This window comes from Haladaptatus sp. DYF46, assembly GCF_021083305.1.
GTDB lineage: Archaea > Halobacteriota > Halobacteria > Halobacteriales > Haladaptataceae > Haladaptatus.
Genome location: NZ_JAJFAY010000003.1, coordinates 201,153 through 213,728, shown reverse-complemented (window position 1 = coordinate 213,728; position 12,576 = coordinate 201,153). Strand labels below are relative to the sequence as shown.

Sequence of the window (12,576 nt, the reverse complement as noted above, 5' to 3'; positions counted from 1 at the left end):
TGGGGTGAGGCTGTGTAACACACTGCACTCCCACGGAAGACTCGAATCGATAGCGGGGTTATTAACATCCCTCGTTAGACGACTACTAGGACGAAGTCTGATGGACGGAAACCACGTTGGAACGACACGAGAGAGCGAACGAGTGAACCAACCCATGACATAGGACAAGATACATGATACACAGTGGACAATCCCGGTTACGTACAACGGTGGTAACGTATGGCGAAAAATGAAGAAACAACGGACGAGATGTCGAGTGGACTTCAGGTGGATCTCTTCCACCCGGATTCGGACCGGGAGCCCGGTGACACGAATATCAAGGGATACGGGTTTGATGTTCACCCGGTAGTGTTTCCTGTCGCACTCGGCATTATCGTACTATTCGTCGCGGCAACTATCCTCTTAGGCGATCAGGCCGAATCAGCTTATACCTGGTTGTTCAATACCATTAACAGCACCTTCGGCTGGTTTTACATCCTAGCAGTGAACATCTTCATCGTCACCATTTTGTACTTCGCGTTCAGCAAGTACGGCAACATTAGAATTGGCGGGGTTGAAGCGGAAAAGGAGTTCAGCGACTTCTCATGGATGGCCATGCTGTTCAGCGCCGGTATGGGAATCGGCCTCATGTTCTTCAGCGTCACCGAACCGCTCGGTTACTTCCAAAGTGTCCCGGGCTTTTTCCGTGATGTCCAGCCGGGAACAGGTAAAGCTGGTGCAGTCGCATTGGCCCAGACGTTCTTCCATTGGGGATTTTCACCCTGGGCGATCTATGGGCTGGTTGGACTTGGATTGGCCTTTTTCTCGTTCAACCGTGGGCTGCCGCTAACGTTCCGGTCGATTTTCTGGCCCCTGCTCGGCGAGCGAATCTACGGATGGCCGGGCCATATCATCGACCTCGTGACGGTGTTCGCCACACTATTTGGATTGGCCACTTCGCTCGGCCTCGGGGTTGCGCAGGTAAACACTGGTCTCGCGTACGTGGGCGGTGACGCCGTCCTCGGGATGGTCGACGTTCCGGTCGGAACGGGTCCACAAGTCCTCCTGATCGTCGGCATTACCCTCATTGCCACCGCGTCGGTGGCCGCCGGTCTCGACAGCGGCGTCAAACGGCTGAGCACGCTCAATCTCTATCTCATGTTCATAATGCTTGGATTCTTGCTCGTCGCTGGACCGACCCTGTTCATCGCGGGTTCGTTGGTCGAGGCGGTCGGTACCTACGCAAATAACTTCCTCGGGTTGACCTTCTTTACCGGAACGCTCGGAGATGGTGGGGGTACTATCGGCACAACCGTCTTCTATTGGGGCTGGTGGATCGCGTGGTCGCCGTTCGTCGGGATGTTCATCGCGCGCATTTCGAAGGGTCGGACTGTCAGGGAATTCGTGATCGGTGTGCTGGCGCTGCCAGCGTTATTCTCATTCATCTGGTTGTCCACATTCGGAGGGGCAGGTATTTTCCTCGAACTCGGAGCACAAGGTAACGGTCCCGTCATTTCGGCCATGAACGGGCCGAACGGTAGTACTATCCCGATGTTTGCAATGTTGAACCAGTTCCCTCTCGGTGCTATCTCGGGGATGCTGGCGACGTTACTCGTGATAACGTTCTTCGTAACGTCCTCGGATTCGGGCTCACTAGTTGTTGATCACTTGACCTCGGGCGGCAAACACGACGTCCCGAAGGTTCAGCGGATCTTCTGGGCGCTCACCGAGGGTGCGGTCGCAGCGCTCTTGCTGTGGGGTGGCGGCCTCGGCGCATTGCAAACGGCAGCGATCACTACCGGTCTTCCATTCGCGGTCATCCTCATACTGATGTGCTACACGGTCTACCTCGGACTCCAGAACGAGTACGAAATCCTGGAATCCGAGCAGTTCGCCGAGCGCGTTCAGGATATGGACTTGGATGACGACGTCGGCGTCACGAGGAGTGACGGAACCGTGACCGACATCAAAGGGGGTGCTGATGCCGAGGGCACCGACTGAGCCCACCGTATCGACCGTCGTGTTCCACGATCCCCGACCGCAGGTCGAAGTAGCAACTCGACCTGATAATTTGTGACACGAGTATGTCATTTTATTGTAGTTGACGGATTATTGACTATATCCCGGGTACCGGACGGAGCGTATCGCGATATCGGTCCGATGTCGAGGGTCACTCGTCGTCCTCGCCGTCCGAAATCGTCGCGGCGATGAGGTTCCGCATCCCGCGCCGCAGTCTCCCGCTCATCGCCGTCGACGACACCCCCAGTTCGTCGGCGACATCGCTGAGCGAGATATCGCGCGGTTCCTTGAAATATCCCCGGTCGTATGCGGTCCGTAGTGCGGCCCGCTGTTCGTCGGTCAGTCCGTAGGACATCTCGGTCCCCGCGTTGTCGTTGTTGTATATCTCGATGATGTCGAGGCTGATGTCGTTCTCGTTTGCGAAGGTCCAGACGCTGGCGAGAGCTTTTCTACTGGGAAGAAGTAACTCAACTAGCCAGCCGTTTCCCTTCGTCTCCGTGTCGACCAGGAACCCGTTCACGTCCGTCACCACCGTACTGATGAGTTTCGTCGTCGGCGTGTGCTCGATGTAGTAGATGCCGGTCCTGTCCGTCCAATCGATGAGTTCGTACTCGTTTACCGTCGGATCGTCGTCCAACATCTCTTCGAGTTTTTCGCGGTCGTCGTATTCTATCAGAAACGGGAAAACGGTCGCACCCGGGCTGGTGTTTCCCTGCGGGATAACCCGAATCCGTATGTCGTCGAGATTCCGTAACGTGGGAACGAGGGAAAGCCGTTCGTGTTTGATATGGGATTTAACTACGATTGGCATATCCGTACTATTCGTTCTCTATACGTCGTATCGCCACGTTCGGCAGTCGTCGTCTTCCAGCGTCGATTCCTCGGGTCATATCGTCCGTTTCGAGTATATACCCCCACGTACACAATAGTGTTTACATATACGGATACGTAGTCCGTGTAGAAATTTAATCAACCTGTAGTAATTATTTCCCTTCTATTCGTGACTATTATTGTCGTTATTATTGTTGCGCGGGAATCATCTCCTCGGCTCGTTCGTCTTCACCCATATCCCGATGAAAAATCGGCGATGGAACTCCTGGCTGACAATCGATGGTATTCGACACATCCGTTTCCGTCCATCGTTCCCGTTGAAACGTGTCCATCGACATCACACGAACGCTTTCCGGGCGGGTATATAAATATGTGGATAGTTTATGACACACCTATTTCCCCCCATAGAGGATGGTTGAAACCAGACAGGGCCATGGGAATGAGTAACACGTTCGGGTGGTTCTCCGGTGTACTCGACCAGTACGAATCGGGGCGTGCGGAGATACGGCGCGTCGAAGCGATCCGTCCCGACGATTCGGAATCGAACAGGGAGTTACGCGCCTCCGTCGATATCGCCGTTCCGATGTGTGCACCTCCGACGGACGAATCGGACGGTGATTCCTCATCGAGCGGCGTGACGATTCGGGAGGACGGTGGATTGCAGGTCGACTTACCGCCATCCGTCCTTCCCACGATGAATCGAATCGACGACGATCGAATCCTCGTCGAAAAACGGGAGAATGCACGTATCGAGGACGGAACGATTCTGGTGACGACCCTCATCACTCTCTCCTCCGACGACGCGTCGGAACGAACTCGGGCCGAGGAGAACGACGCGACGCATCGACTCGACAAGAGCGCCGAGGACACGGCGATGTCGTCCCACCATGGAACGGGGGAAAGCGACGGCCGCTCGTCCGTTGTCGGCGACGAATCGGAGCACGGGCCCTCGATCAGCACGGCACGAAACGACGATTTGCCGCCGTACGAGGACGCGGAGTATCTCCAGCGGATCTACGACACGTGCGAGACCTTCGTGGAAATGGCGGCGATGATCGAGATGGACGTCTCGGCCGAAACCGTTCGTCGCTACATGACCGAGGCGGACGTCCACGAACCGACCTCCTATAACACCGTGTCGAGTTCCAACGCCGAAACAGTCGAATCGTCGGAACGGAGCGAGGATACTTCGACGTCGGAGGAAAACGACGTTCGAAACTCCGAGACCGATTCCGAACCGACCCCCACAGATCGGAAGCCGAAACGGCGACCGGACGGGACGGATTCCGATTCCGACGATCCCGTGGACGGTATCAAAAATCAACAACTCATCGCCGACGGTATCGGACTCCCGAACGACGTGACGATCGACCAGTTGGCCGACGCGGTCGAGTCTTCGATAACGGTACACGAGGTGAAACAGGAGCTGAACATCGAACGCGATGACGCTCGACGACTGTTGGAACGACTGAACCTGTTGGACCTCGTCCTCACCCGGGTATGGAGGGAGAACGGTCGCAGGGTGTCGCGGGACAAAATCGTGGATCGGATCCGCCTGAGCGTCACGAAGGATTCATGATCTCGGACAGCAACTCCTCTCACCTTCCGATAATACTGAGAATTCTTATAGTATCCGATCGCGCATAAGCTCTGCTCTCAAGAACGGAAACAGCCCTTACGAAGTCGAGAGCTTCGTTGAATTCGAATTTCGATGGCCCGTTCCGTGTGAAAAATCGCTCGGTGAACGGCCACCCCATTCATCGTATTCCGGAGCAAACGGCGGTATATCCCTACAAACCGGGTTCAGAATTCTCCATCGGAAAACGGTCGAGAGGGTCGAAATACTCGCACGAATGAGTGACACTCCAAATTAACAAAATCATATCATCATCGATCGACTGCCGAATGGACGGCACACTTCTACAGTCACGTTCGGCCGAGCTCACTCGTTTCGAAGTCGTAGAACGACAGGTATCCTGTTCTCGTTCGAGTCCGCCGCTTTGCGGCGGTTCGGGGCAGTGTGGGTCGTCAGAACCGCGTCGTTTCCACGTCGTCGTCGGTTCCGTAGACGACTTCGTCCACCATGTTCACGAACAACCCGTGTTCCTGCGCGCCCGGAATCCGGGCCAACCGTTCCGCACGCTCCTCGGGGTCCTCGATGTCGCCGAAATCGCAGTCGACGATGAGGTTCCCGTTCGCGGTGAACAGCGGTCCGTCCTTTTTCTCTGCGTAGCGGAGCGTCGGGTCGCCTCCCTGATCCCGAATCCACTCCCTTACGACGGTGCGGGATTCGGGCAGTATCGACAGCGGGATGGGATACGACAACGGCGTCGACGTCTTGTTCTCGTCCGTGGCGATGACCAGTTTCTCGGCCATCGAGTCGATGAGTTTCTCGCGGGCGTGGGAGGCACCGCCGCCCTTGACGACGTGCGGGTTCTCGGGGTCCCACTGGTCCGCGCCGTCGATGGCGACGTCGAGTTCCGTCACCTCGTCCACGTTGATGAGCGGAATTCCGGCCTCCTTCGCGAGTTCGTGCGATTGAAGCGACGTCGCGACCCCGCGGACGTTCTGTAACGTCCCCTCGTCTATCTTCCAGCCGATTTTGGCGATGGCCCACGCCGTCGTACTTCCCGTCCCGAGTCCGACGTCCATCCCGTCTTCGACCACCTCCGCGGCCTCCATGCCGCCGCGGCGGCGCATGTCCATCAGTACGTCCTCTGCCGGACTCTTGATTCGTTGCGGCGATGGGATGACCCGGATGTTCTCGCGGATTTCGTCCTCATCGAGGTTCAGATCGCGGTTCACGAGTTCGTCTTTGGCCTCTTCGATCGCCCCGTCTTCCGTTTCCGCCCACACGCTGATGTCCTGTCCCTGCTGGTGGTAGCTGAACTGTTTCGCCATGGGTTCTCACTCGTCCTCCATGCGGTCTTTCGGTCGGACCGTGTCCATGTTTTCCTCGTCCTCCGCGAGATGATCGCGGGAGACGTTGTCTACGCGCCCGGTGACGCGTTCTTCGAGGATGTCTTCCGACTCCCCGAACGGGTGCGTCCCGAACCCGTGGCGCATGGCGGCGATGGCCTTGTAGGCGTGCTGTTGGTTTCCTCGCGATTTGAACAACTCGATGACCGACTGGCTGATGACCGGAATCGGCGTCTCTCCCTTGAACGCCTCCTGAACCAGCCAGTTCACCTCGCCCGTGTCCTCGATGTAATTCGGCACGTCCTCGTAGTTGTCCTTCGCGAGTTGGTCGCGCATGAGTTCGACCAGCCAGCTTTCGATGACCGCGCCGTTGTTCCAGTTGGTGAACACGTCCTCCAAATCGACGTCGAAGTCACCCGCCTCCAGTAGTTCGACACCTTCGGCGATGGACTGGAGCATCCCGAACTCGATGCCGTTGTGGACGAGTTTCACGAAGTGACCGCTTCCGGGAGGCCCGACGTGGAGGAGTCCGCCTTCGACGGAGAGAGTGTCGAGGATCGGCTCTGCGATTTCGTACCCCTCCTCTTTGCCACCGACCATGAAACAGGCCCCCTCGCTCGCCCTCGGCGGGCCGCCGCTGGTTCCGGTGTCGAGGTAGTAGATTCCGTCCTCCCACGCGCGTTCCTCCCGGCGCATCGAATCGCGCCAGAAGGAGTTGCCGCCGTCCATCACCACGTCCCCTTCGTCCAAGTGATCCGTGAGGCTATCGAGTTCCTCGTCGATCAGGTCCCCTGCGGGCAGCGACATGTAGATGGTCCGCGGCGGGTCGAGTCGCTTCGCCAACTCCTCGTAATCACCGCTGTCGAGTACCGTTACCCCCTTGTCCGCCAGCTCGGGACGGTCGGTGGTATCACAACCGACGACGTCGATGTCCTTTTCGGTCGCTTGTTTCGCCAAATTCCCTCCGATCGAACCGAGTCCAATTATCCCAAGTTCCATGTTTACGATCAATCCGCGTCGTTCGTTCACTCGACCGAGATAACGGCACGAAAACGACAAACTCTGCTAGTGGCGATACATCCGTCGTTTCGAGAAAAAAACACGGCATCGAGAGACTAAATCATTCTGGCTGCGTATCACGACGCGCCGAGTTTCGATACTTTCCTCGCATTCCTCCGTGCTTCTTTTCCTCTTTTCGTCTATCTCCCCCAAGAACTGATGTGATCCGTCGCTGCCGCTCCCCGCTCGAACCGAGGTGGTGTCACTACTCCCTTCGACTTTCGGATGGGAAAGGGATCCTTCTATTTCACTCATGGAATGGGCAATCTTGAAGTCACCTTACAGTCCTACGTCCAAAATAACGAGACTACGATGAGCAGCCATCCGGAAACCGAACAGCGGATCAGAGAAGCGGCGTTTCGCGCACTGGTCGAACACGGATACGCGGACCTCTCGATCAAGGATATCGGTGTCGAATTGGGTCAAAACCCGTCCATCATTTACCACTACTACGATAGCAAAGACGACCTCCTCCTCTCGATGCTCGACGTCTTCGTCGAGATATTCGTCGGACAGCAGAACGAGCAACCGATCACCGATTCGGAGGCTGAACTACGACGGTTCGTTGGACAGATACTGCATCCGACGCCGGCACAAGTCGAACAGGTCATGTTTTCCCCTCCGTCGGATATCGAAACGGCGATTTCGCGGGTGTACGTCGAACTGTGGGCACACGCGACGTGGGACGATACCTTCCGAACGGAGACGACGCACGTAGAGGACAGGATTCGGACGGTGATCGCTCGGATACTTCAGGCGGGAATCGAGAGCGGGCAGTTCGAACCGGTCGATGCGGAACTGACGGCGGACCACATTTTCTTCCTCCTCAAGCAGGGAATACACACACGGACCACGACGGACAGGGACGACGCCGTCGAACGGGTTCAGACTATCATCGACGGAATCGTAACCGGAATCTCCCGCGCAGAGTAATCTCGTCCTCCTGTCGGTGAATTATCCTCGTCGTACCGTCGAGCCTTGTTTCGAAATACGGAATCACCGAACTAGATTCGAATGCTCCTATTCCCCAATTCCTACCCCTTCGCTTGCCTCTTCTGTGGATTTCGTTTTCGAACGAGCCGTGTTTCCCCCTCTCCTCTCAACTCACATTACAAAAAGACCTATAACTGATTAATCGGTCAATTAACTCATGCAGTCAACAGATGCGGCCGTGGGAAAGGGCGAACTACCGACGGCGATACGCGGTCGAGCGGGCCAACTCGAACCCTTCGAATGGTACGCTGAAATGCGTCGAGAGTCCCCCGTCCACTTCGACGAGCAGCGACAGCGGTGGGATCTCTTCGGGTATGAAGAGGCCGATCGCGTCCTCACTGACCACGAGGCCTTCACCGCGAATCGAACCGGTTCCGAACGTACCGCGGATAGTGATAGTGCGATGGTTCAGACGATGATCATGGTCGACCCTCCAGGACACGACCGGTTACGCGGATTCGCCAATGAACGATTCCAACCGGGGACACTCAGAGAGTATCGACCTCGAATCGAGGAGTTGACCGAAGAGGTATTGGACCAAGTCGATGGCGAGGACCGGTTCGATTTCGTCGATGAGTTCGCGATACGGCTTCCGATAACGATCATCGCTGAACTACTGGGAATCCCCGTCGAACGTCGTGATGAATTCAAAGAATGGTCGGACGCACTCGTTGCCCGTCCCGAGGATGGATCCGAATCTTCGATCAAGCGGAGCCAAGAGCGGACGCAGTGGGCACAGCAACAGATGGGACAGTACTTTTCCCAGCTGCTCGAGGAACGCCAAGACGGAAACGGTAACGATCTCATCACCCTTGCCGCGACGACCGAGGAGTTGAGCAGGGGAGAACAGATCGGCTTCTGCATCCTCCTTCTCGTGGCGGGGAATATCACGACGACGAACCTTCTGACGAACGCACTCTGGTGTTTCGAGGAACGGGGAATAACCGACGCGATACGAACGGGAGAGATCGGTCGGAAACAGGCGATCGAGGAGGTGCTCCGATACCGCTCTCCGATTCAATCGTTGGACCGCGTCGCGTTGGAGGACGTCGAATTGAACGGACGGCAAATTCGGGAAGGTGATGTGGTAACGGCGTGGCTAGGTGCCGCCAACCGTGACCCGGAACGCTTCGATGCGCCCGAGGAGTTCCGCCCCGAACGAAGTCCGAATCGCCACATCGCATTCGGAAAAGGTGTCCACTACTGTTTGGGCGCTCCGCTCGCACGAATCGAGGCGGACGTCGCCTTCGAAGTACTGCTCGACCGGTTCGAAACGATAGAGGCGGATTTGACGGACCTACGGCCACTCAGAAGCCTGTACGGTCTCGAATCTCTCACGTGTACCTACGAGGAATAACCATGAACGGACTAAACGGAAAGACGGCGGTCGTAACGGGAGCAGGATCTGGAATCGGACGCGCGTCGGCACGGCGTCTCGCGGAGGAAGGAGCGAACGTCGTTATCGCAGATGTGGTCGAGGAAACCGGTCGCGAAACGGTCGACCGCATCGAGGACGATGGCGGTGACGCCACGTTCGTTGACGTGGATGTTTCGGATTTCGAGTCGGTCGAGCGAATGGTCGACGTGGCGGTCGATACGTACGGCAGCCTCGACTTCGCGCACAACAATGCGGGAATCCTCACCGGATTCGTGGAGATGGCCGACATCGAAGAAGCACACTGGGACGAACTCCTCGATATCAATCTGAAAGGCATCTGGGCGTGCATGAAGGCCGAACTCCCCGTCATGGAAGAGCAGGGAGGCGGGGTGATCGTCAACACCGCCTCCGAGGCCGGATTGGTCGGAATGGGGGGACTCGCCAGCTACTCCGCTAGCAAGCACGGCGTCGTCGGTTTGACGAAAACGGTCGCCCTCGAATACGCCACCCGCGGCATCCGGGTCAACGCGATCGCGCCCGGTCCCACGAACACCAACATCCAAGCGAACGCGAAAGGGAAAAGCGGCGACCCGATGTCGATGCCGTTCGATACGTCGGCCATGACCGACGTGCCGATAGGACGCGTTGCGGAACCGAAGGAAATGGCCGGTGCGATCGCGTTCCTCTGTTCGTCGGACGCTTCGTACATCACCGGACACACGCTCCCCGTCGACGGCGGTCAGTCGGCGGACTGAGCGACGACCGACCACCCTCCGATTTCCCAGAACGGCGGACGGACGCGGCGAGTCGAAATCGACCCCGTGGACTGCATGGGATAGCGCTTTCATTCACCGCATACAACTAGCGGTATGAGCAACGATACGGACGGCATCCTCCACCGACTCAAACGGCCTCTCCTCTACGTAATGGGCCTCCTCTACGTCCTCGCGGGCGCGATGCATTTCGTCGCACCGAAGGTGTACGCTCGAATCGTTCCGCCCCGATTCCCTCGTCCGGTCTTCCTCGTCTACCTCTCGGGAATCGCGGAAATCGCTCTCGGCATCGGCGTGCTAATCCGGCGGACGCGCCGCCAGTCCGCGTGGGGTCTCATCGCGTTGTTGCTCGCCGTTTTCCCGGCGAACGTCCACATGGCGAGGCGTGGGATGATTCCCGATGGGGTCCCCGATTGGGCCAGCGGTGTCGCCCGACTCGCCCTCTGGGTGCGCCTCCCGTTTCAGGGAGTCCTCGTGCTCTGGGCCTGGTGGTACACGCGTGTGACGCCCGAAAACGTCGAGTGACGGCGGCCGTTCGTTGCTGTGTACGAATCGGACGGGCTTCCAGGGAACGGCCCCGAATTCGGTCTCGTTCAAGGACTGCTCGCTAACGGCTGATCTAGTTTCCGTCGAATACCCGATGCTGGGGGTCAAGTGCCGCTGTGGTGGGCAGTGCGTTCTCTGAACCGTATTTCAGTATTCGTATCCTCGGGTAATTCGAAAGAAGCGATTCATAGATTACATATATGATTAGTTGACTATATCCGAAACAATAGTAAAAATATCCTCTTGTAGAGTAGTGGGAAATTATTAAATAGGAGAATAAATTAAATCTCGATAAATGGCTGAGAAAACGATAGAGTACCTGTCCGTTTCCCCTTCACGAATAACAGTCCTCGAGTGCCTATCGACCAGTCCGTCCCGCCCCTGTGAGTTAATCGAGCAGAACACATTTTCACGAGCGACGTTACAGCGACACCTGGACGGATTTTCGAAGCGAGGATGGGTGAGAAAAAAGGGAACACGATATCGAATTACGACATGTGGTGAGTGGGTGCTCGAAAAATACGATGAGTTGAACGGCCAAATGGAAACTATAGAAAAGATATCCGGTATAATACGACATATCGAAGACATTCCGGTCGAACCGGAGCTTTCGATGTTTGAAGATGCGAAGTTGGTGACCGAAACGGATAGCCAACCACACCGGGCACTCAACTATTATATTAACGAACTCTCGTCGTGTTCGACGACGGAATTTCATGGATTTTGTCCGGTTGTCAGTCCGATATATAATGATGTACACGGACCAGTCGTCGAAGAGTGTGACACCCCAGAACTGATCCTTCCTACCAAGACGTACGAATCGTTGAGGAAGGACCCTCACTTGGATGGAAAAAGTACGGGAATTTCACTCTTCACGTATCCGGAGTATCTGAATTTCGGTTTATCACTGTTAGAAAACCGGGTTTTCTTGGGCGGGTATGAACGCGGCCAACTGTCCGACTGCCTATCGAGCGACAGTCCTGAACTCGTCAATTGGGCTCACAAGCTGTTCGAATATTTCAAAACTAAATCTGACCGAGTCAATTAGCTGACTCCGATATATAAAAAATATGATGCCATATGTGACTCACTAGGTGAAACAATTTCACTTCGAGAGATAATCACAGACACTAATTATAATTTACTAACCACTATTGTAATAATTGAGGTTCAAAATGACGAAAAAACCTGACGACGTCGACGAACAGATCGAAGAAATCAATGACGCTGTCGACGATGGCAGTGGCTGTGCAGAAACGTGGGAGACTCTCAGCGGTCTTCGCGACGGAGACGGAGTCCAACGACGTGGGTTCATCAAGATGGGTGCCGCAAGCGTTTCGCTCGCGATGTTGGGAACGACTCCCGCCCTCGCGTCCACCCCCGATGAGGAGCCGAGCTACGACGAACTGAACGGGACAGCGGCGCGGCGTGTTCTCGCAAAGTTCCAACAGGCAGACGAATTCAAACAGCTCCGCAAGCGTGCACACGAGCGTGGAGGGGAACTCAAATTGGATTCGACGCTCGTCGGACGGGTCGAGAATGAGAAAACCCTCGAAATCGTCTCCGTTCCTATCGAGACGGCCGAGTCCGACCGGGGCTATCTCACGATGGGACGAATCGTCGAAGCCGGACAGATATCCATCGCCGAACTCGAATACATCAACGATACGAACGAGCGGGTCCCGAAAGACGCGACGAAAATCGACGCGACGGAGGGATACGAGGTAAGCACATACGGAGGAACTCCGCCCGAATCCGTCGATGCCATCTCCGTCCAGAGCGATGAGATCACGACCCAAGATTTCGACCTCGGTTGCTGGGGTTGTAAAAAGTGCTTCGAACTCATCTGCCAGATCGGATGCGGAGCATCCACCGCGTTCATCTGTGGAGTCCTCTCGGGCGCCGGTTACATCGCCGGTGGTGCCTGCTTTGCCTTCACTCAAATCGCCTGTAGAATCATCGCTGACAAAGGATGTGGCGGGCAGTTCGATTACGAAGACCTTTGTTCGGATCCCCGTCTGAACCTCTGTTAACAACTACCGCACCGCGAGCCCCTACTCGCACTATTTATAGCTGTCT

Annotated in this window: 11 protein-coding genes; 8 read left to right on the top strand and 3 right to left on the bottom strand. The window is 56.2% G+C overall.

The window, feature by feature from the left end; genetic code table 11:
- Positions 1–219 precede the first annotated feature (219 nt).
- On the top strand, positions 220–1,980 hold the full coding sequence (locus tag LJF34_RS17035; RefSeq protein ID WP_231186501.1) for a BCCT family transporter: 1,761 nt from the start codon (positions 220–222) through the stop codon (positions 1,978–1,980).
- 169 nt (positions 1,981–2,149) lie between these two features.
- Here the strand turns inward: LJF34_RS17035 and LJF34_RS17030 are convergent, their stop codons facing one another.
- On the bottom strand, positions 2,150–2,809 hold the full coding sequence (locus LJF34_RS17030; RefSeq protein ID WP_231186500.1) for a helix-turn-helix domain-containing protein: 660 nt from the start codon (positions 2,807–2,809) through the stop codon (positions 2,150–2,152).
- Between the two features lie 459 nt (positions 2,810–3,268).
- Here LJF34_RS17030 and LJF34_RS17025 point away from each other — a divergent pair, with 459 nt between their 5' ends.
- The gene (locus tag LJF34_RS17025) at positions 3,269–4,408 is read left to right on the top strand and encodes a hypothetical protein (protein ID WP_231186499.1); all 1,140 of its coding nucleotides are present in this window, start codon (positions 3,269–3,271) and stop codon (positions 4,406–4,408) included.
- A gap of 449 nt (positions 4,409–4,857) precedes the next feature.
- Here LJF34_RS17025 and rpiA read toward each other — a convergent pair whose 3' ends face one another.
- Positions 4,858–5,730: a ribose 5-phosphate isomerase A gene (rpiA, locus tag LJF34_RS17020; RefSeq protein WP_231186498.1), complete on the bottom strand. Its 873-nt coding sequence runs from the start codon at positions 5,728–5,730 to the stop codon at positions 4,858–4,860.
- 6 nt (positions 5,731–5,736) lie between these two features.
- A complete protein-coding gene (locus LJF34_RS17015; RefSeq protein ID WP_255666183.1) occupies positions 5,737–6,747 on the bottom strand; it encodes an NADP-dependent phosphogluconate dehydrogenase in 1,011 nt (336 codons plus the stop codon).
- 372 nt (positions 6,748–7,119) lie between these two features.
- Here LJF34_RS17015 and LJF34_RS17010 point away from each other — a divergent pair, with 372 nt between their 5' ends.
- From LJF34_RS17010 to LJF34_RS16985, 6 genes are all read left to right on the top strand, one after another.
- Positions 7,120–7,740 (top strand): TetR/AcrR family transcriptional regulator, encoded by a 621-nt coding sequence (locus LJF34_RS17010; RefSeq protein ID WP_231186496.1) that lies wholly within the window; start codon positions 7,120–7,122, stop codon positions 7,738–7,740.
- A gap of 217 nt (positions 7,741–7,957) precedes the next feature.
- Positions 7,958–9,157, top strand: a complete 1,200-nt coding sequence (locus LJF34_RS17005; protein WP_231186495.1) for a cytochrome P450 — start codon at positions 7,958–7,960, stop codon at positions 9,155–9,157.
- Between the two features lie 2 nt (positions 9,158–9,159).
- Positions 9,160–9,933, top strand: a complete 774-nt coding sequence (locus tag LJF34_RS17000) for a glucose 1-dehydrogenase (RefSeq protein WP_231186494.1) — start codon at positions 9,160–9,162, stop codon at positions 9,931–9,933.
- 114 nt (positions 9,934–10,047) lie between these two features.
- Complete coding sequence (locus tag LJF34_RS16995) at positions 10,048–10,476, top strand: DoxX-like family protein (RefSeq protein WP_231186493.1); 429 nt, start codon at positions 10,048–10,050, stop codon at positions 10,474–10,476.
- Between the two features lie 316 nt (positions 10,477–10,792).
- A complete protein-coding gene (locus LJF34_RS16990; protein ID WP_231186492.1) occupies positions 10,793–11,545 on the top strand; it encodes a hypothetical protein in 753 nt (250 codons plus the stop codon).
- A gap of 127 nt (positions 11,546–11,672) precedes the next feature.
- Complete coding sequence (locus tag LJF34_RS16985) at positions 11,673–12,530, top strand: halocin C8-like domain-containing protein (protein WP_231186491.1); 858 nt, start codon at positions 11,673–11,675, stop codon at positions 12,528–12,530.
- The last annotated feature ends 46 nt before the right edge of the window (positions 12,531–12,576 follow it).